Source organism: Staphylococcus sp. FSL K6-0223, from assembly GCF_038008285.1.
This window is the reverse complement of record NZ_JBBOYX010000001.1, coordinates 2,046,140-2,068,233: the sequence shown is the minus strand read 5'-3', so window position 1 is coordinate 2,068,233 and position 22,094 is coordinate 2,046,140. Positions and strand designations below refer to the sequence as shown.

Below are 22,094 nucleotides of genomic sequence, written 5' to 3'. Positions count from 1 at the left end.
ATAGAAAGATAAAAAAATCACTTTTCTCATAAGAAAAGTGATGGTGTCAAAAGTTTATAAATAGTTTCATATTGTTATGAAATCGCAAGGCACTATACTATATAAATAGTACCTTTTATTTATAATATAAAGATATCATCAATTTTATATCATCACAGTAATAAGTTAATAAAATCTATAAAAAATTTTAATATTCAATTGATTAGAATATATAATGATTAAATTGGATGATTGCTACTTCTACTCTATTAATTAACAATATCCAAACAATGGAGGTCTACGAAATGCTCGTTTTAAATGAACAGGATCAACAAAACTTATTAGATATGAAAGAAGTGATTGAAGAAGTCAGTCACGCGTTACAGGTGTTTTCAGAAGGAAAAACTGAAACGCCATTACGTTATGTATTACCTTTTAATAAAGAAAATAGATACTTAGTGATGCCAGCTTTATCAGATGAATTAAATATTGTCGGTATTAAAACAGTCACTTTCGCACCTAATAATCCTAAACTAGATAAAAAAACAATTACTGGATCAGTCTTGCTGAGCGATTATGAGACAGGAGAAACCCTTGCTGTACTTGATGGTAGTTATTTAACTAAGATTCGTACGGGCGCCATTTCAGGTGTAGCTACAAAATATTTAGCACGTGAAGATGCAAAAACATTGTGTGTGATTGGCGCTGGAGATCAAGCTGAGGGGAATATTAGCAGTGAGAGATATTGAAATGCTTCATATCTCGAGTCGTACAAGAGCTAAAGCTGAAAAATTGGCTGAATTTGTGAAACAAACGTATCACGTGTCAACAAAAGTCTTCGATGAAGCAGATCAAGCTATGGAAAACGCAGATATTGTTGTGACAGCTACAAATTCAAATAAACCGGTGTATTCTCATTCATTACATCCCGGTGTTCATTTAAATGCAGTAGGTTCATTTAAACCTGAAATGCAAGAACTCCCTTCAGAAACGATGTTGATTGCTAATAAAATAGTTGTTGAATCTACAGAAGCAGCAATGGAAGAAACAGGTGATTTAAAAGTACCATTAGAAGAAGGCATCCTTACTGAGCGATCACTACATGGTGAACTAGGAGATATTGTAAGTGGAAAAATATCTGGACGTGATGATGAAGAAGAAGTGACAGTATTTAAATCAGTAGGTTTAGCTATTGTAGATATAGTGGTGGCACAATACTTTTATAAAAAAGCCCAACAAACTAATTAACCCTATACTGTATAAAACATAGATACCGTATCAGTGATAACGTAGACATGGCTGATGCGGTATTTTTATTGTATAAAGAAAATCAATAAGAGTGATACAAAATATTTCTTCATGTTAGTCTCCTTTTAAAAATAATTTACAAGTTTATAGTAGCCTATAGGCATTGAGATATAAGAAGGAAAAAAATAATTTACGATAATTTTAAAAATGATTAACAAACAAAACGTAAGTTAAATCAAATAATTTATTAGAAGAATAAAATTATCACTTTAACGTATAATCTAATGATATATGTAAGCATTTTTATAACATAGTGAATCTAGGAATATGAGGAGTTCTAAAAAAACACTATTAGGATATATAAGACAAAGGGAGAAATGACAATGAAGAGAATTGTAATTACAGGAGCACTAGGACAAATAGGAACTGAATTGGTACTAAAATGTAGACAATTATATGGGAAAAATAATGTATTAGCCACTGATATTAGAGAGCCAGAACCACATTCATTGATTAGTGACAGCCCATTTGAATTACTTGATGTAACAGATCGTGACGCAATGATGGGTGTAGTAGAAGACTTTAGAGCAGATACACTTATGCATATGGCTGCATTACTTTCTGCAACAGCTGAAAAAAATCCGTTGCAGGCTTGGGATTTAAATATGGGTGGGTTAATAAATGCTTTAGAAACTGCAAGAATGTATGACTTACATTTCTTTATGCCAAGTTCAATTGGGGCATTTGGTGCGTCTACACCTAAGAAAAACACACCTCAAAATACGATTCAACAACCGACAACAATGTACGGAATAAATAAAGTTGCAGGTGAATTATTATGCCAATATTACTTTAAAAAATTTGGCGTCGACACACGTAGTGTAAGATTTCCAGGGCTCATTTCACATGCCAAAAAGCCAGGCGGAGGTACTACAGATTACGCAGTAGAAATATATTTCGAAGCGGTTAGACATGGTCACTACACGAGCTATATCGCTAAAAATACGTATATGGATATGATGTATATGGATGATGCCATTGATGCGATTATTCAACTTATGGAAGCGGATAGTAAGAAACTTGTAACACGCAATGGTTATAATTTAAGCGCAATGAGTCTTGAACCTGAGATGATTAAGAAAGAAATTCAGAAATATATTCCAGAATTCACCTTAGATTATGATGTCGATCCAGTAAGACAAACGATTGCAGATACATGGCCAGATAATATTGATACCAGTTATTCTCGAAAAGAATGGGGCTTTAATCCAAAGTATCATTTGGCTAAAATGACAGAAACAATGATACGAACGATTAAAGAAAAGACATAAGTTCATAATTAAAAAGGTGCCTTTGGAATTTGACTCTCTTTTAAAGAATAAAAAAAGAAAAGGGTTTCATTTTTTATTTTGTTTGAATTTTTAGAAAATTTATTGAATAGACTATCTGAGATTGCTATAATTTATATTAAATCTTATTCATGAAATATATTAGGAGGCTTCAACATGTCAGAAAAAGTTAAATTTGAACAACGTGACACACTTAAAGAAAAACCAGAAGGAAATCTTGGATTTGGGCAATATTTTACTGACTATATGTTAAGTGTAGATTATGATGAAGAAAAAGGCGGTTGGCAAGAATTAAAAATTGTTCCTTATGCACCGTTTGAAATTTCTCCAGCAGCACAAAGTTTACACTATGGTCAAGCTGTATTTGAAGGTTTAAAAGCATATAAACATAATGGTGAGGTCGTATTATTCCGTCCAGATCAAAACTTCAAACGTATCAATGATTCATTAGCGCGTTTAGAAATGCCTAAAGTAGATGAAGAATTATTATTAGATGGTTTGAAACAACTTGTTGATATCGAACGTGATTGGGTACCAGAAGGCGAAGGGCAATCTTTATATATTCGTCCATTCGTATTCGCTACAGAAGGTATTTTAGGAGTTCGTGCTTCTAAAAAATATAAATTATTAATTATCTTATCTCCATCAGGTGCTTACTACGGCGGTGATACATTAAAATCAACAAAAATTTATGTTGAAGATGAATATGTACGTGCAGTTCGTGGAGGGGTAGGTTTTGCCAAAGTAGCAGGTAACTATGCAGCAAGTTTATTAGCACAAACCAATGCGAATAACTTAGGATATGATCAAGTATTATGGTTGGACGGCGTTGAACAAAAATATGTTGAAGAAGTAGGTAGTATGAACATTTTCTTCGTTGAAAATGGCAAATTAGTAACACCTGCGTTAAATGGTAGTATTTTACCTGGTATTACACGTAAATCAATTATCGAATTAGCAAAAGAATTAGGCTATGAAGTCGAAGAACGTAAAGTATCTATTGATGAATTATTTGAAGCTTACGATAAAGGTGAATTAACAGAAGTATTTGGTTCTGGTACGGCAGCAGTCATCTCTCCAGTAGGTACATTAAAATATGAAGATAGAGAAATTGTGATTAATAATAACGAACCTGGAGAAATCACTAAAAAATTATATGACACATACACTGGTATCCAAAGTGGTAAATTAGAAGATAAACATGGTTGGAGAGTCATTGTGCCGGAATATAAATAACTTGTAAAAACAAGCTGGAAACGTTATGACTACGTGGTTTCTAGCTTGTTATTTTTCATTTTAGATCAACTTTTGGGGAGCATATAAAAAAGTGAGTTGGCTTCTTTTTTGCATAAAAAACCACTCTTAACATAGCTTATGTCGAACTAAGTAAGAGTGGTGACGTAAAATAAATAAGGAGCAAAATATTATAACAAAATATTCTGCTAATTAAATTATACCCTTTACAAATAAAGATAAACATTTTTTTATCATTTTAATAATTAATTAGATTTAAATGTAAAAAATATTATTTTTTATTTCAATAGTATAGATAATTAAATTTTATTATGTAATAATAAGTAATGAGATTACCTAAATGACAACCCTTGACTTAGTGTTTTTCTTCTATTACAAATACCATATACCTAATACCATTATTACTTAGGTAATCTCAACATTTGAAATTCATTTAAATGATATAGATCTTTAGGGGCATAAAGCTCCTTTTTTTATGCGAAAAAAAGCCTCACTCGTACACGACTAGTAAGACTAAGTTTCAATGAAAGTAATGCTAACTATGATGTTGCTCTATTTGATTACCTTAATCCAATTTTTATCCGTGATTTGGATCATCTTAGAGTAATTAATACGATATATATTTGATTCAAGTATCATCAAGAGACCAATAATAAAATAAAGTAAATTGAAAAAGTGGAAAGACAACTTTAAATGATGTCTTTCCACTTTGTTGAGAATAGAAAATATAAGGAATTAGATATTTAAATAATGTGAAGAAATAAAATTAATGAGATACCCCATTAATGCTAATATACCAAGTGATACAAATAATGCAGAAAATCCTCTGCTAATTGTTTTATAAGCGAGTCCTTCATTTTCTGCTAAGAAGAAACTTAATATAAATAATCCAATTCCGATTCCGAATAAAATAAAAATAACGATTAACATGAATATATCCTTTCATTTTTAGTAATGATATGATGAATATCATTACTAAAATTACTCAATAGCATATCACAAAGATATGTTATGGAATTTGATGAATCAGTTCATTCATTTTTTAAGTGAAGATTGTAATCACTGTATTATCTATTAATTAAACCACTTATAGATATAAAAGCAATAAGGCAAATTTTTTGTTATTTTTCAATACATCTTTCTCATTTTTTTGGGAACTTGATGAATAATTTGGACTTCTAGGCAACATTTAATATGAAATAATAGGGAAATCAAGACATTTTAGCATGAATTATATCAACTTAGGCAGAAATATCCCATCAATTAAAATATGTACTAAACTATTAGTTGTAAACATATTTAAGGAGATGAAAACCATGTTAGATATCTTTAATTTCATTAAAAAAGTATATGATTTAGTAAGTGGTATTCTTGTAAATGGTGAACCGAGAAATTAATTAATTGTTTCCCCCTAATCGAATTGAATATATATTTTCATTAAATACTAGTAAAGCACGCTTTTTATTTAGATATAGTTACTAAATAAGAAGCGTGTTTCTTAATATATAATTTAAATTATAGCGAATTAACATTTAGGTATTAAAAGTAAACAATTAAGGAATTGTGTACAATTTTTTAATCGTTTATGATAAAGTTGAAACACATTAAATAAGAGGTGATGATAATGACTGAAGTTAAATATTCAAACAATGAAATTGAAACATTTTCTGATTTTCATAAGAAAAAACATCGTGATACATGTTGTATAGCACCTAAAATTAAATATCATGAAGATAAATTTGTATTTTCTCCAGTTTCTGACGATACTGAAGCATCAAATATTAAAACATTTATTACAGAATGCAAAAACTGTGGAAAAGTAGAATTTTTTAATATAGCACCTGTAAGATTATAAATATATAATGAAATAGAATGTTGATACTTGTCAACTTGTTGTAGAAAATAAAAATGAAGTGATGTATGATATTTTTAGAGACTATTCCCTTACACATAGTCTCATTCCCGTTGAGGCATTAATGCCAAAGTTATTCAAAACTAGTTTTATATATTCTTAGTTGAGTCATACCTAGAGAGGTATGGCTTTTTTTATAAACGTATGCTAAGCAGTTCTTTTACTATACTTAAAAGAACAATGTATATTACAATGAAATACAAAATAAGGAGTGTATATATAAATGGAATGGATATTATTTGATAAAGATGGTACATTAATTGAATTTGATCATAGTTGGGAAAAAATTGGCGTACGTCTGGTAAATAGTTTCCTGGAAACATTTCCTGTAGCGAATAAAGAAGCAACGCTTCGCAAACTAGGCGTTGTTAAAGATACGATTAGTCCGGATTCTGTTATGGGTTCAGGATCGTTAGATGAAATTGTTCATGCGTTTAATGACGAATCAGGAAAAGATGTTTCTAAATGGACGCGTGATACAAGTCAAGCATTAGTAGATAGTCGTGAACCAGAAAATAACTGGATAGATGGCGTTTATGATATGATTCAATCATTACGACAAGAAGGCTATAAAATTGGTATTGTGACTAGCGACTCTGAAAAAGGAGTGACGCAATTTTTAGAAGAAACACATTCTAAAGATGCGTTTGATTTAGTCATTTCTACTGAAGCGCATGCGGCTGAAAAACCCAATCCTGAAGTACTTAAGCCACTTTTTGATCATTACGATGTTAAACCGGAAGATGTAGCCATTGTAGGTGACACAAATAATGATATGAAGACTAAAGTGAATGCAAAGTTAGGTTTAGCCATTGGTGTATTAAGTGGTATCGCAAAAAAAGAGGAACTTGTGGATGCTGATTACGTGATTGAAACAGCTGTGAGTGTACCAGAAGTATTAAAAAAGTATACACAAAATAATTAAACAAAAAGAGATTAAAGTATAATGGTTATTTTCTACATTTATAACATATTGGCAGCCAAGGACTGAATTAAACATGTATTTATACCCATTTTTTAATTCTAGTCCTTCTTGCCTAGATGAGACAGTAAAGTCTGTCTCTCTTTTTTTATCGATGATCTACATTTCGATATGTTTGAATAATATGTGCAATTTTGTCGATAATTGGATCTAAAGAGTCGGGGTTTTCATGAATATCATATTCATTAATATTCACTCTTACTACGGGACAAGCATTAAAATTGTTAATCCAATTTTCATAGCGTTTAAATAACTTTTTCCAATATACTGGATCAGTATTCATTTCCATATCGCGGCCACGTTGATGAATACGATCAATCACTTCATCATAGTCACAATCTAAATAAATTAAAACATCTGGTTTAGGGAAATAGGGTGTCATAACCATTGCTTCAAATAACTCCGAGTAAGTTTTAAAATCTTCTTTACTCATTGTTCCTTGTTCTTCATGCATTTTTGCGAAAATATCAACATCTTCATAAATAGAACGATCTTGTATAAAGCCTCCTCCGTATTCAAACATGCGTTTTTGTTCTTTAAAACGTTCAGCTAAAAAATAAATTTGCAGGTGGAAACTCCAACGTTCAAAATCATTATAGAATTTATCTAAGTAGGGGTTATGGTCTACATTTTCAAAGGAAGTTCTGAAATTGAGTTTATCAGCAAGCGCTTGAGTTAATGTAGATTTTCCTACGCCTACCGTTCCAGCAATTGTAATAATTGCATTTTGAGGGATACCGTAATTATTCATATTTTATATCTCCTATCATGGGTTTAATTTGGTTTAAAATCAATTGATAATCTGATTCATTTTGTACAAAATCTAAATCAGAAGTGTCGATTAAAATCACATTAGCACCGTCGTTTTTTAATGTTTCATAAAATGATAAATAATCCTTTTTTAAATTAAGTAAGTAGCTATCTTCAATTTGATGTTCAAAGCTACGGTTACGTTTAGCAATACGACGTTTCAGTACATCTAAATCAGCATCTAAAAAGATGATCATATTAGGTAATTCAAGATCTTCAGTTAAAATATTGAAAATACGATTGAATTTATCAAATTCTGATTCGTTAAGTGTATTGCGCGCAAAGATTCTATTTTTATAAATATGGTAATCACTTACCACACCTTGATTAATTTTTGCAATATCTTGTGCTTGTTTATAACGATTACAAAGGAAGAACATTTCAGTTTGAAAACTCCATTTTGAAATATCATCATAAAAATCAGAAAGAAAGGGGTTTTCATTAATGATTTCATTTTCTTCATAATAATTAAAGGTTTGGCTAATTTTATGAGTAAGAGACGATTTGCCAACGCCAATCGGACCTTCTATTGCAATAAATGGTTTATTCATAATTACATCTCCAAATGTTAAAATAGACATTGAGTATTTTATCATAAGTAAGGGATGACACATATGACAAATGATGAATTTTACATGAAATGTGCAATTGAAGAAGCGAAAAAGGCTCGACAGCTTGGTGAAGTTCCAATCGGAGCAGTGATAGTTAAAGATAACGACATTATTTCACGTGCCCATAATTTAAGAGAAACCCTGCAACAGCCTACTGCTCATGCTGAACACTTAGCAATAGAACGGGCAGCTAAAGTCATAGGAAGTTGGCGTTTAGAAGATTGTACATTATATGTCACATTAGAACCTTGTGTCATGTGTGCTGGAACGGTTGTAATGAGTCGTATACCACGAGTTGTATATGGCGCGATGGATCCTAAAGGAGGATGCAGTGGTAGTTTAATGGATTTACTACAACAACCACAATTTAATCATCGTGCAATTGTTGAACAGGGTGTGTTAGAAGAAGCGTGTAGCAATTTATTGAGACAATTTTTCCGTGATTTAAGAGCTAAAAAAGTTAAAAGAAACACATCACCGTACAAAAGATGATAAATTTGTTAGAATAGGAGCGGTAAAACAAATTTAAATTTTGTAATTGTGTTCACTGAATATGTATGTTCTAAAATATAATAGCTGTAAGTTGAGCTAATGAAATGAGGTAACGGCATGATTAAACTGATTGCAACAGATATGGATGGGACACTGTTAAATGCAGCACATGAAATTTCAGAAGAAAATATTAACGCGATTAAATATGCTCAATCAAAAGGGATTACAGTAGTCATTGCAACGGGTCGTGCGTTTTATGAAGCAAGCACGCCCATGGCTGAAACAGATTTAAAAGTGCCTTATATTTGTTTAAATGGTGCAGAAGTACGTGATGAATCATTCAATATTATGAATACCTCTCATTTAAATCATGAATTAGTAGAACGAATTAAAGCGATTCTTGATCGAGAAGACGTGTACTACCAAGTGTATACGAATAGAGGGATTTATACAGAAGATCCAACACGTGATTTAGATATCTATCTAGATATTGCAAGAAATGCAGGCCAACAAGGTGATGTTGAAAAGATTAAAGCAGGGATTCAAAAACGTATAGATAACGGGACACTCAAAATTGTCGATAATTACAAGGATATTGAAGATATTCCGGGAGAACTGATAATGAAAGTACTGGCGTTTAATCCAGATCTTGAAAAAATTGAACGTATTGGAAAAGAATTATCGGCCATATCAAGTCTTGCTGTTTCATCATCATCACGTGGTAATTTAGAAATTACGCATTCAGATGCTCAAAAAGGAATTGCATTAGAAACTATTGCTAATCAACTTCATATTGACTTACAAGATGTCATGGCGTTAGGAGATAATTTAAACGATGTATCCATGCTTGAACGCGTAGGCTATCCAGTTGCGATGGACAATGCGATGCCCGAAGTGAAAGCTATAGCTAAATTGATTACAGATACCAATGAACATAGTGGTGTAGGTAAAGCAATTATGAAAGTTTTAACTGAAGAGAAATAAATAATATTTAAGAGGTGTTAGAACGAAATGAAAGGACTTATTGTAGTAGGAAGTGCACAAGTAGGTTCACATACCAATGCACTAGCTAAATATTTAACAGGACAATTCGATAATCATGATGTCGACGTAGATATTTTTGATTTAGCTGAAAGACCATTAAATCAACTTGATTTTTCAGGAACAACACATTCAACAGAGGAAATTAAAGCCAATACAAAAGCGTTCCAAGACAAAGCAATGGAAGCGGATTTCCTAATTTTTGGTACGCCAAATTATCATGGTTCATATTCAGGCATTTTAAAAAATGCGTTAGATCACATTAATATGGATTATGTCAAAATGAAACCAGTGGGCTTAATTGGTAACAGTGGCGGTATCGTAAGTTCAGAACCACTCTCACATTTACGTGTCATTGTTCGTAGTTTATTAGGTATTGCTGTACCTACACAAATTGCAACACATGATTCGGACTATGCAAAATTAGAAGACGGCACACTGTATTTAAATGACGAAGAATTCCAATTACGCGCAAAATTATTTGTTGATCAAATTGTATCATTTGTCAATAATAGTCCGTACGAACATTTAAAATAAATTATAATAATGTAAAAAAATACATTTATAAAGGAAGAAACGAGTTTAAAGAGGCTGGGACATAATTATCTTAGACGAATGAAAAAAGACAATTTCTATTGAAATAATATAGAAATTGTCTTTTTTCATTTATCCAGAAACTTTATGTCCCGGACTCTATTTTGCTAGGAATTATGTCCAAGCTTCGACTTTTTTTGGATTTTATATTCTAGACTATTTTTTGATAAAAATTAAACATTCACTTTATTTATAGTCACAATTTAAAAAGCATAAAATAATAAAAAAGTTTAAATTTTAAAATATGTGGTAAAATTAAATGGCATTAAATAGTTATTTATTTATTTTGTTAACTATTTTTAATTAAAGCTTTAAAATTGCCATCTATTTATGTATAATTTTTATTGTATTTTACATGATTTTTTAAGTGATTTGTAAAATGCTTATTTAGGACGATTAAAAATTAGGGAGTGATTTATTTGAAGAAAAACTCAAATAGTAGACTGGATTTTCTACCGAATAGACACAATAAATATTCAATTAGAAAATTCACTGTGGGTACAGCATCTATTTTAGTGGGAGCAACATTAGTGTTTGGAGCGAGTGAAGAAGCACATGCTGCTGAAAACACTACAGATGCAACATCAACTAGTAGTGAGAGTTTAGAAAGTAATTCAACAAATCAGGTTGTTACAGAACAACCATCAACAGAAGAAAAAGCAACAACAGAACCACGATCAACAGAAGAAAAAGCAACAACAGAACAACCATCAACAGAAGAAAAAGCAACAACAGAACAACCATCAACAGAAGAAAAAGCAACAACAGAACAACCATCAACAGAAGAAAAAGCAACAACAGAACAACCATCAACAGAAGAAAAAGCAGCAACAAAACAACCATCAACAGAAGAAAAAGCAACAACAAAACAACCATCAACAGAAGAAAAAGCAACAACAAAACAACCATCAACAGAAGAAAAAGCAACAACAAAACAATCATCAACAGAAGAAAAAGCAACAACAGAACAACCATCAACAGAAGAAACAACAACTAAACCGGCTAATTCGAAACAATCAGAACTATCAAGCAATGAAGACAAAGAAAGTAATATAAATTTAACTGATGATAACAAGACAACAAACGATAGTGTAACAAGTGATAAGAAAGCCATTGCTTCAAAAATGAATGAACCTATCGTATCCGATGATAGTTCTGTAACAGACAAAAAAGCTTATACAGATGATGTTGTCAGTAACTTAAATGTAGATACTGATAATAAAGAAGCTATTACAAATGCGGTAAGCAATGATATTGATTTAGAAAATGCGTCGCAAGATGAGATTAATAATGCAATTGTAGCAGAAGCGTTAAAAACGGATTTTACAAATTCAGATTATGGATTTAATAGTCCGTTTATGACATTAGCTTCACTAACACCTAAGGCAGCATCAACTACAAATGCGACGAATGATTCAAATTTAGGATCAAGAGCGATTACGACATTTGCTGCTGATACAACTTCAGGTACGAATGTGAATGATAAAGTTAATGCTACTAATATAGCTATTACTGATAATTCATTTGACCCTAACAATCATGGTTCGTCAACTCTAATTTCAAATTTCACCGTAAATGGTAAAGTTAATCAAGGAGATTATTTTACAGTAAAATACCCTGAGAATTTTTCAATAGATGGGGATTTCGATTACAGAAGTAAAAATAATATTATGGTAACTGATCCACTGAATGACTTTAATGGTAATACAGTAGCCACAGGAAAATACAATACTACCGATAAAACTGTAACATATACATTTACTGATTATGTCAATAATAAAAAAAATATTAGTGGAAACATATTTTTACCAATATGGACAGATAGAGAAAAAACACCTGACTCAGGTGATTATAATGTAAGTTTTAATGTTGCTGATGAAACTCTTGATACTTCAATAAATGTAGATTATACTTCACCAATTAAACCTAAAGGTGCCGTGAAAGGTGATAATAAACCAGGTATTACATCATTTATAACTAAAATCGATAAGAATCCAAACAACCCAACTTATAAACAAACTATTATTGTAAATCCATTAGAAAATAGATTAAATGATTCTAGGGTGAAAGTATATGGATATAATCCTGATAAAGGAGGAAGAGCTGGATCAAGTGCAGTTGTTGATAGACAAAACACTAGTTTTAAAATATATAGAGTTAATGATTCAAATAAACTAAATGATAGTTACTATATTAATCCTGATGATCCAAACTTAACAGACGTTACTACTGATTTTGATAAGTGGATTTACTTTAATGGAGGTAATATTGCAGATATACAGTTTGGAGATATAGATTCTACTTATGTTATTACTGTAGATGGTCATTATAATCCTAATAGTACAAACCCTATACGTACAAGAGTCGAAGCATTAAATCGCATTGCTGAAGGTAGTGCTAATAGAATTAATTATACATTCGATAACGAGAATATAATTAGAACAACTGGTGGTAGCGCTAATGGAGAAGATATACAAAGATACAATTTAGGTGACTATGTTTGGGAAGATACAAACCAAAATGGTTTACAAGATAGTAATGAAAATGGTATTAGTGGAGTAACAGTCACATTAAAAGATGTTGATGGAAATATTCTTACAACAACAACAACAGATGATGCTGGTAAATATCAATTTACTAATTTAATTAATGGTACTTATAAAGTGGAATTTGAAACTCCAGCAGGATTTACTCCAACTGACGCGAATGTTAATAATGATACTGCGGATGAAAGTGATTCAGATGGTTTATCGGCCATTGGTGTTATTAATGACGCTGATAATTTGACTATTGATAGTGGATTCTATAAACAACCTGCAGAAAAATATCAGGTGGGAGACCGCGTTTGGTATGATACAAACAAAAATGGCATTCAAGATGAAGGTGAAAATGGCATCGGTGGTGTAACTGTATTACTTAAAAAAGATAATCGTACGATTGCTAATACTGTTACAGATAATGCTGGTAAATATGGTTTCTATGATTTAGAAAAAGGTCAATATACAATTGAATTTATCAAACCAGATAATTACCATGTTTCTCCTCAAAATGCTGGTAATCGTGAAGTAGATTCAGACGGTTTAGTGGTATCAGTAGATTTACAAAGTAATGATGACTCTTATGATTTAGGTTTATATAAAGCTATTGATAATGGTTATGAAATTACAGTTGAAGATGTAAGCTACAAAAATGTTGTACGTGAAAATCAAAATTTAACTAAAAATACAATTCAGTTAGTTCAACAAGGTGAAGATGGTCGAGATCGTGTCTTCTACAAGGAACTTGGATATAATCCAGACCTTACAGGTATTGATGATTCAAAATTATTAGAAGAAGATGGCTATTATTGGCAAGAAGTCCGTCGTGATAATCTTTACAGCCCACAAGATGCTATTATTGAATATAATTTAGATAATAATGAAGGCGTTACAAACATCACATATAATCCTACAACAAATCAATTTAAAGTAGAGTATTCAGATAGAGAACCTGAATATATTGATGGTCCTAACCCTAAAGATGGTAAAGATGGTAAAGATGGTCAATCAGTAACGACAGTTACAGAACGTGGTACACAAGGTGACCAAACAGGATCATACATTCGTACTTATTACATCAATGCTGACGGAAGCCGTGGAGATTTAATTAGCGAATCATTTGTAGCCGATGGTAAAGACGGCGAAGATGGTGCGAACGGTAAAGATGGTAAAGATGGTAAAGACGGTAAAGACGGTGAAAATGGTGCGAACGGTAAAGATGGTCAATCAGTAACGACAGTTACAGAACGCGGTACAAAAGGTGACCAAACAGGATCATACATCCGTACTTATTACATCAATGCTGACGGAAGCCGTGGAGATTTAATTAGCGAATCATTTGTAGCCGATGGTAAAGACGGCGAAGATGGTGCGAACGGTAAAGATGGTAAAGACGGTGAAAATGGTAAAGATGGTCAATCAGTAACGACAGTTACAGAACGCGGTACAAAAGGTGACCAAACAGGATCATACATCCGTACTTATTACATCAATGCTGACGGAAGTCGTGGAGATTTAATTAGCGAATCATTTGTAGCCGATGGTAAAGACGGCGAAGATGGTGCGAACGGTAAAGATGGTAAAGACGGTGAAAATGGTGCGAACGGTAAAGATGGTCAATCAGTAACGACAGTTACAGAACGCGGTACAAAAGGTGACCAAACAGGATCATACATCCGTACTTATTACATCAATGCTGACGGAAGCCGTGGAGATTTAATTAGCGAATCATTTGTAGCCGATGGTAAAGACGGCGAAGATGGTGCGAACGGTAAAGATGGTAAAGACGGTGAAAATGGTAAAGATGGTCAATCAGTAACGACAGTTACAGAACGCGGTACAAAAGGTGACCAAACAGGATCATACATCCGTACTTATTACATCAATGCTGACGGAAGTCGTGGAGATTTAATTAGCGAATCATTTGTAGCCGATGGTAAAGACGGCGAAGATGGTGCGAACGGTAAAGATGGTAAAGACGGTCAATCAGTAACGACAGTTACAGAACGCGGTACAAAAGGTGACCAAACAGGATCATACATCCGTACTTATTACATCAATGCTGACGGAAGCCGTGGAGATTTAATTAGCGAATCATTTGTAGCCGATGGTAAAGACGGTGAAAATGGTGCGAACGGTAAAGATGGTAAAGACGGTGAAAATGGTAAAGATGGTAAAGATGGTCAATCAGTAACGACAGTTACAGAACGCGGTACAAAAGGTGACCAAACAGGATCATACATCCGTACTTATTACATCAATGCTGACGGAAGTCGTGGAGATTTAATTAGCGAATCATTTGTAGCCGATGGTAAAGACGGCGAAGATGGTGCGAACGGTAAAGATGGTAAAGACGGTCAATCAGTAACGACAGTTACAGAACGCGGTACAAAAGGTGACCAAACAGGATCATACATCCGTACTTATTACATCAATGCTGACGGAAGCCGTGGAGATTTAATTAGCGAATCATTTGTAGCCGATGGTAAAGACGGTGAAAATGGTGCGAACGGTAAAGATGGTAAAGACGGTGAAAATGGTAAAGATGGTAAAGATGGTAAAGATGGTCAATCAGTAACGACAGTTACAGAACGCGGTACAAAAGGTGACCAAACAGGATCATACATCCGTACTTATTACATCAATGCTGACGGAAGCCGTGGAGATTTAATTAGCGAATCATTTGTAGCCGATGGTAAAGACGGTGAAAATGGTGCGAACGGTAAAGATGGTAAAGATGGTCAATCAGTAACGACAGTTACAGAACGTGGTACAAAAGGTGACCAAACAGGATCATACATCCGTACTTACTACATCAATGCTGATGGAAGTCGAGGAGATTTAATTAGCGAATCATTCGTAGCCGATGGTAAAGACGGTGAAAATGGCGAGAACGGTAAAGACGGTAAAGACGGTAAAACACCAAGTATTGAACAACAACCAATTCTTGATAAAGATGGTAAACAAATTGGTGTGACAATCATTACGAAAGATGGTGATGGTCACGAAGTGAACCGTCAAGATATCTATAATGGTAAAGACGGTAAAACACCAAGTATTGAACAACAACCGATTCGTGATAAAGATGGTAATCAAGTTGGCGTAACGATTGTTGTCAAAGATGGCGATGGAAAAGAAATAAGTCGTGAAAATGTTTATAACGGACAAAATGGTAAAGATGGCAAAGACGGTAAAGATGGCCAAAACGGTAAAACACCAAGTGTTGAGCAACAACCAATTCGCGATAAAGATGGTAACCAAGTTGGTGTAACAATTATTGTTAAAGATGGTGATGGCCACGAAGTGAGCCGCCAAGACATCTATAATGGTAAAGATGGCAAAGACGGTAAGGATGGCAAAGATGGTCATTCAGTTACAGCAGCCACAGAACGTGGTACAAAAGATGGTCAATCAGGATCATATATCCGTATTTACGAAGTGAACCCAGATGGAAGTCAAGGTAAATTAATTAGCGAAACATTTGTAGCCGATGGCTTAAATGGCAAAGACGGTAAAGATGGTAAAACGCCAAGTATTGAACAACGTCCAATCAAAGATAAAGATGGTAACACAATTGGTGTAACAATTATTACAAAAGATGGTGATGGTAAAGAAATTAATCACCAAGATATTTACAATGGTAAAGATGGTAAAACACCAAGTGTTGAACAACAACCAGTTTACGATAATAATGGTAAACAAATCGGTGTGACTATTATTACAAAAGATGGTAATGGTAATGAAACGGGTCGCCAAATCATCTTTAATGGTCATGATGGTAAAGACGGTAAGACACCAAGTATTGAACAACAACCAATTCTTGATAAAGATGGTAAACAAATTGGTATAACGGTTATTGTTAAAGATGGTAATGGTAAAGAAGTTAGCCGTGAAAACATCTACAATGGTAAAGATGGTAAAGATGGTCAAGGTAATACACCGAATATCACTAATATTTATACTAATATTGAAAACAACATCATTGTTGTTATAAATGGCAATATTGAAATCACTGTGCCATGTGGTTGTGATGATGATATAATTCCAAACCCACCAAATGATAATGATTCAGATGCAGATGCAGACAGTGACGCAGACGCAGACAGTGACGCAGATGCAGACAGTGATGCAGACGCAGACAGTGATGCAGACGCAGACAGTGATGCAGACGCAGACAGTGACGCAGATGCAGACAGTGATGCAGACGCAGACAGTGATGCAGACGCAGACAGTGATGCAGACGCAGACAGTGACGCAGATGCAGACAGTGATGCAGACGCAGACAGTGATGCAGACGCAGACAGTGATGCAGACGCAGACAGTGATGCAGACGCAGACAGTGACGCAGATGCAGATAGTGATGCAGACGCAGACAGTGACGCAGATGCAGACAGTGATGCAGACGCAGACAGTGATGCAGATGCAGACAGTGATGCAGATGCAGACAGTGACGCAGATGCAGACAGTGATGCAGACGCAGACAGTGACGCAGATGCAGACAGTGACGCAGATGCAGACAGTGATGCAGATGCAGACAGTGATGCAGGCGCAGACAATGATGCAGGTTCAGAGAACAAACAACATGATAAAGAACAATTGCCTGATACTGGTAACAAAGAACAAACAAATGGTACATTGTTAGGTTCATTATTCGCTGCAGCAGGATCATTATTCTTTGCTAGCAAACGCCGTAAAAATAAAAAAGAAAATAAATAATTGTCTTTAAAGTCAGATAGATACTAATAAAAAGAAAGCTAGGTCATTAAAACGGCCTGGCTTTTTTATATAAAGATAATAATTATTGTTATAATATATGTAAGATTAATTTATTTGAGTGGAGGTTAACATGAGTTTAGAAACTAAAGTTAAAGAATTAGTACAAGAAGTAAAAAATACAGAACAAGTTGAGAAATATATTTTTTTAAGCATGGGAAAACCTAATATTAAAGCTCAAGTGAAGCTCTTAAAAAATTTACGTTATTTAGAAAGAGATATTTTAAAACATTGTAAAAATTTCAAGAAAAAATCGGGGGAAGTACCACATTGGATAAAATTGGATGCTGTGACGCAGATTGAAACAGTTTCTTTTAATTCAGTAAAGGAAGAACTAATTGAAACACGTCGGAATTATATTGATTTTGGTATTGCTTTTGATTCTTATTGGAACATGACTTTTTTACCCGAGGAAATTAACGCTAATGCTTTTGTACGACCTGACAAGAAAACTAAACAAATGTTTTTATCAGAAGATAATATCAATAATTATTTAAGAAAATACACTATGCATAAAAAGGGATATTCTCATCAATTTTTTGAAAATAAAGAAGTTATTAAGTTTTGGACTAAAGGGTATATTTTAATTTTAGATGAAGAAAAAATATACGAATTGCATGAAAAAGGTTATGAAAAAGGTTTGAGAAGAGTAGATGATTTACATGACGAAATTGACAATTTAATTCAAAACGGTGTTAAATTTCTTCAAGGAATGTTATATAACAATGGTCGCTATAATTATGGATATTTTCCACATTTCGATAAAGAAATTAGCTTTTATAATATGTTAAGACACTCGTCATCAACCTATGCATTAATAGAGGGGCTAACCTATTTAGGAAGAGATTTAAATTCTATTGAAAAAGCAATTGACTATGTTATAAATAATTATATTTATGAATATGATAATAAAGGTTATGTATTCGATGATACTAAAGATATAAATGAAATTAAATTAGGACAAAACGCAGCCTTTATTTTTGCAGTATGTGAATATCTAAAAGTAAATCGTAATGAACGTTATCTTAAAGCTGCGCAAAAAGTAGCAAAAGGTATTATTTCAATGATTAATAAAGACACGTATGAAACCACACATGTTTTAAATTATCCTGATTTGACAGTAAAAGAAAAATTTAGAATTGTTTATTATGATGGTGAAGCATGTTTAGCATTATTAAGATTATATCAACAAGATCATAATGAGATATGGCTATATACTGTAAAGAAATTAATGAATTACTTTATAGAAAATCGTTATTGGCAGTATCATGATCATTGGCTTGGGTATTGTACTAATGAACTAGTACAAATCGATCCTAAAGAAAAATATTTTGAATTTGGTATAAAAAATGTCAATACACATTTAGATTATATTGAACAACGTGAAACGACATTTCCAACATTTTTAGAAATGTTAATGGCAACTTATAAATTAATACAGAAAGCTAAGGAAACAGGTTTCGAACATATCGTTCATCATTTAATAGATGAGCAACGATTGATTGATGTGATTTATACAAGGGCAGAGTATCAACGTGTTGGATTTTTCTATCCAGAAGTAGCAATGTATTTTAAAAATCCAAGTCGTATTCTGGGTAGTTTCTTTATCAAACATCATGGATATCGAGTCAGAATTGATGATATTGAACATTATATTTCAGGTTATGTTCAATTTCAAAAAGCTTTTAAAAAATAAAACAACCCCTATATTTAGTGTATGTGTTCACTCAATATAGGGGATATTATTTATTTTCTATATTTTAATCTTGCAAAAGCATCGTGTTGGTGAATGGATTCTTCGTTTCGACATTCAATGTCAAAGCCATCAATCCAGTCAAAATCTACTAAATCTGCAGCAATTAAACGAATTAAATCTTCAACGAAACGTGGATTTTCATATGCACGTTCTGTTACGCGTTTTTCATCTGGACGTTTTAAAATTGGATAAAGAATAGAGCTTGCATTTGCTTCCATTGCATCTAAAATCTTTTCTTTGTAATCATCTATCATTTCAGAATTTTTATCTAAATACACTTTTACTGTTACAACACCACGTTGATTATGAGCAGAGTATTCGCTAATTTCTTTAGAGCAAGGACAAAGTGTCGTTACAGTAGCTGTGAGGGTAAGTTCTTTACGCGTTACTTGATCTTTATGAATTGCTAAACCGTAAGTAACATCAGCATGACCCACTGCTTTGATATGAGTTACAGGACTATAACGATCAAAGAACCATTTACCTGAAACGTCTACTCCCGCAGCATTTTGTTTCATATTGTCTTGTAATGTACGTAATACTTGATATAGTGTATCGAAATCCAGTTCTAAACCATTATTATAATGTTTCTCAACACTTTCTAAGATGCGACTCATGTTAATCCCTTTTTCATCTTTATTTAAGCTTGTTGAGAAACTAAATGTACCTGCTGTTTGAAATTGATCGATTTTAACAGGATATACTAAATTTTTAATACCCACTTCTTCAATTTCAAATAAGAAGTTTTTATGTGTACTTTGTAAGTCAGTCATTTCATTTTTAGTGGTAGGTTTTGTACCTTTGATAGGGTCTACTGAACCAAAATGTTTCCAGCGACCTTCTCGAGTAGATAAATCAAATTCAGTCATTCGTTTATTGTACCTCCTCTAATGATTTTAATTGTCGAAACGATATGTCCAATAAGGTTCGACTTCTAGAAAACTTTGTGTTTCTCCGCCAACTTCAGGGCTAGCTAATTGTTTTAAGAAAGGACCTGTTTGAGATTTATGAGCTTCAAACGCTTGTAATTTAATCTCTTTATATTGACTAATGTCATTTAATATATCAGGTTCTCCTAAAATATCCGGTGCATCATTACTGAATGCTACGAGTTGAAGTCTTGGACGTTCTTCTTTAGGCATACGTCCTACTGTTCTTACGACAGCTTCAGCTGTTGCTTCATGGTCTGGATGTACGGCAAATTTTGGATAAAATGAAATAATCACTGATGGATTTGTCTCCTCAATCAATGTTTTTACCATATCATCCATTTGCTCATGTGGTTCAAATTCTACTGTTTTATCTCTTAAACCCATTTTACGTAAATCAGTAATACCAATCACTTTCATAGCAGCTTCTAATTCTTTTTCGCGAATATAAGGTAGTGACTCTCTTGTAGCAAAAGGGGGATTGCCTAAATTACGTCCCATTTGTCCTAATGTGAGACAGGCATAAGTGACAGGCACCCCTTTTTCAATATAACTTGCGATTGTCCCAGCAGATGAGAAGGTTTCATCATCGGGATGTGGAAATATCATTAGTACATGTCTTTCATCTTTCATGAATCTTCCTCCTCTATACTGTGAATGGCTGTTCACTGATTTCAATCGTTGCAGCCAATTGTCCTTCGTAATTAAATCCAGCTATTAAAAATTCATTATTATCATTGATTTCATAGTGCGTCAGGCCTTGCACATATACCCAACCTCCATCACGAAGTTTCAACCCAACACGAAAAGGATCTTTATCTCCGCCCTTTAGTTGCGCATGTTCATATGTGACTTGTATATTTCGTAAAAACGTACCTGCATTAAACACACGTTGATCAAAATGGTTAGCATATGCACCATTCGTCGTTTCAACATGCAAATAGACAGGTTTGTTTTCAAATGTAGTTAATAATCGTTGTACTTCTTCAGCTTTAATGGGTTCCAACACGTTCACTCCTTGCAACCATACAATGTGTTTATCTATCTATTTTACTAAAAAGAACGACTGAATTGTACATCTATGCTCAATTTATTTATAAATGAAAGAAAATAATTCGAAGTGATTTAAAGGTTTAAAAATATTTAACATGGGTATCTATATTACTATGACAATGATACGAAAGGAAGTTTGTAATGGAATTACAATTAGCAATCGATTTATTAAATAAAGAAGAAGCAGCAAAATTAGCTAAAAAAGTTGAAGAGTATGTGGATATCGTAGAAATTGGTACACCTATCGTTATTAATGAAGGATTACCAGCTGTTCAACATTTAAATGAAAATATCAATAATGCGAAAGTGTTAGCTGATTTAAAAATTATGGATGCAGCAGACTATGAAGTAAGCCAAGCTATTAAATTTGGCGCAGATGTTGTGACTATCTTAGGTGTTGCAGAAGATGCTTCAATTAAAGGTGCGGTTGAAGAAGCACATAAACATGGTAAACAATTGTTAGTTGATATGATTGCTGTACAAGATTTAGAAAAACGTGCGAAAGAATTAGATGAAATGGGCGCTGATTATATCGCTGTTCATACTGGTTATGATTTACAAGCTGAAGGACAATCTCCATTAGAAAGCTTACGTACAGTTAAATCAGTCATTAAAAATTCTAAAGTAGCCGTAGCTGGTGGTATTAAACCTGAAACAATTAAAGAAATTGTAGCAGAAGAACCTGACTTAGTTATTGTTGGTGGCGGTATTGCTAACGCAGATGATCCTGTAGAAGCAGCTAAACAATGTCGTGAAGCGATTGAAGGTAAATAA

General features: G+C 33.1%; 16 protein-coding genes and 1 pseudogene. 11 read left to right on the top strand and 6 right to left on the bottom strand.

Annotated features, from left to right (window positions below; all coding sequences use genetic code 11):
* The first annotated feature begins 284 nt into the window (after positions 1 to 284).
* The 3 genes and pseudogenes from MHI13_RS10265 to MHI13_RS10255 all read left to right on the top strand — a co-directional run bounded on the left by MHI13_RS10265 (position 285) and on the right by MHI13_RS10255 (position 3,812).
* Positions 285 to 1,227 (top strand): annotated as a pseudogene (locus MHI13_RS10265) (ornithine cyclodeaminase family protein).
* Between the two features lie 383 nt (positions 1,228 to 1,610).
* Positions 1,611 to 2,558: an NAD-dependent epimerase/dehydratase family protein gene (locus tag MHI13_RS10260; protein WP_070519064.1), complete on the top strand. Its 948-nt coding sequence runs from the start codon at positions 1,611 to 1,613 to the stop codon at positions 2,556 to 2,558.
* Positions 2,559 to 2,732: 174 nt separating this feature from the next.
* Positions 2,733 to 3,812: a branched-chain amino acid aminotransferase gene (locus MHI13_RS10255; protein ID WP_019835794.1), complete on the top strand. Its 1,080-nt coding sequence runs from the start codon at positions 2,733 to 2,735 to the stop codon at positions 3,810 to 3,812.
* Between the two features lie 753 nt (positions 3,813 to 4,565).
* On the opposite strand, the gene MHI13_RS10250 is transcribed toward MHI13_RS10255, so the two are convergent.
* Positions 4,566 to 4,760: a hypothetical protein gene (locus MHI13_RS10250; RefSeq protein ID WP_017175348.1), complete on the bottom strand. Its 195-nt coding sequence runs from the start codon at positions 4,758 to 4,760 to the stop codon at positions 4,566 to 4,568.
* 694 nt (positions 4,761 to 5,454) lie between these two features.
* Between MHI13_RS10250 and MHI13_RS10245 the strand changes: the two genes are divergently transcribed.
* Positions 5,455 to 5,685, top strand: coding sequence for a hypothetical protein (locus MHI13_RS10245; RefSeq protein ID WP_070548010.1), 231 nt, complete (start codon positions 5,455 to 5,457; stop codon positions 5,683 to 5,685).
* Positions 5,686 to 5,965: 280 nt separating this feature from the next.
* Positions 5,966 to 6,667, top strand: coding sequence for an HAD family hydrolase (locus MHI13_RS10240; protein ID WP_070548009.1), 702 nt, complete (start codon positions 5,966 to 5,968; stop codon positions 6,665 to 6,667).
* A gap of 145 nt (positions 6,668 to 6,812) precedes the next feature.
* On the opposite strand, the gene MHI13_RS10235 is transcribed toward MHI13_RS10240, so the two are convergent.
* Both MHI13_RS10235 and MHI13_RS10230 read right to left on the bottom strand, forming a co-directional pair.
* Positions 6,813 to 7,475 carry a deoxynucleoside kinase gene (locus MHI13_RS10235; RefSeq protein ID WP_002449060.1) on the bottom strand — a complete coding sequence of 221 codons (663 nt, stop codon included), beginning with the start codon at positions 7,473 to 7,475 and terminating at the stop codon, positions 6,813 to 6,815.
* Complete coding sequence (locus tag MHI13_RS10230; protein ID WP_017175351.1) at positions 7,468 to 8,085, bottom strand: deoxynucleoside kinase; 618 nt, start codon at positions 8,083 to 8,085, stop codon at positions 7,468 to 7,470. Before MHI13_RS10230 ends, MHI13_RS10235 begins: the two co-directional genes overlap by 8 nt.
* A 63-nt stretch (positions 8,086 to 8,148) precedes the next feature.
* Between MHI13_RS10230 and tadA the strand changes: the two genes are divergently transcribed.
* The 5 genes from tadA (at position 8,149) to MHI13_RS10205 (ending at position 19,278) form a co-directional block, all read left to right on the top strand.
* On the top strand, positions 8,149 to 8,637 hold the full coding sequence (tadA, locus tag MHI13_RS10225) for a tRNA adenosine(34) deaminase TadA (RefSeq protein WP_017175352.1): 489 nt from the start codon (positions 8,149 to 8,151) through the stop codon (positions 8,635 to 8,637).
* Between the two features lie 117 nt (positions 8,638 to 8,754).
* Positions 8,755 to 9,621: an HAD family hydrolase gene (locus MHI13_RS10220; RefSeq protein WP_070519049.1), complete on the top strand. Its 867-nt coding sequence runs from the start codon at positions 8,755 to 8,757 to the stop codon at positions 9,619 to 9,621.
* 27 nt (positions 9,622 to 9,648) lie between these two features.
* Positions 9,649 to 10,215, top strand: a complete 567-nt coding sequence (locus MHI13_RS10215) for an NADPH-dependent FMN reductase (protein ID WP_002449053.1) — start codon at positions 9,649 to 9,651, stop codon at positions 10,213 to 10,215.
* Between the two features lie 476 nt (positions 10,216 to 10,691).
* The gene (locus MHI13_RS10210; RefSeq protein ID WP_340761056.1) at positions 10,692 to 17,525 is read left to right on the top strand and encodes an SdrD B-like domain-containing protein; all 6,834 of its coding nucleotides are present in this window, start codon (positions 10,692 to 10,694) and stop codon (positions 17,523 to 17,525) included.
* 130 nt (positions 17,526 to 17,655) lie between these two features.
* Complete coding sequence (locus tag MHI13_RS10205; protein WP_070519176.1) at positions 17,656 to 19,278, top strand: poly(glycerol-phosphate) alpha-glucosyltransferase; 1,623 nt, start codon at positions 17,656 to 17,658, stop codon at positions 19,276 to 19,278.
* 50 nt (positions 19,279 to 19,328) lie between these two features.
* Here MHI13_RS10205 and folE2 read toward each other — a convergent pair whose 3' ends face one another.
* Genes folE2 through MHI13_RS10190 form a run of 3 tightly spaced genes read right to left on the bottom strand, consistent with a single transcriptional unit; the run spans position 19,329 to position 21,276 of the window.
* Complete coding sequence (folE2, locus tag MHI13_RS10200; RefSeq protein WP_002448890.1) at positions 19,329 to 20,207, bottom strand: GTP cyclohydrolase FolE2; 879 nt, start codon at positions 20,205 to 20,207, stop codon at positions 19,329 to 19,331.
* 27 nt (positions 20,208 to 20,234) lie between these two features.
* A complete protein-coding gene (gene bshB2 / locus MHI13_RS10195; protein ID WP_049334958.1) occupies positions 20,235 to 20,900 on the bottom strand; it encodes a bacillithiol biosynthesis deacetylase BshB2 in 666 nt (221 codons plus the stop codon).
* Between the two features lie 13 nt (positions 20,901 to 20,913).
* Entirely contained in the window at positions 20,914 to 21,276 is a 363-nt protein-coding gene (locus tag MHI13_RS10190; protein WP_002488035.1) for a YojF family protein, read from the bottom strand.
* A gap of 185 nt (positions 21,277 to 21,461) precedes the next feature.
* Between MHI13_RS10190 and hxlA the strand changes: the two genes are divergently transcribed.
* Positions 21,462 to 22,094 (top strand): 3-hexulose-6-phosphate synthase, encoded by a 633-nt coding sequence (gene hxlA, locus MHI13_RS10185; RefSeq protein ID WP_002455709.1) that lies wholly within the window; start codon positions 21,462 to 21,464, stop codon positions 22,092 to 22,094.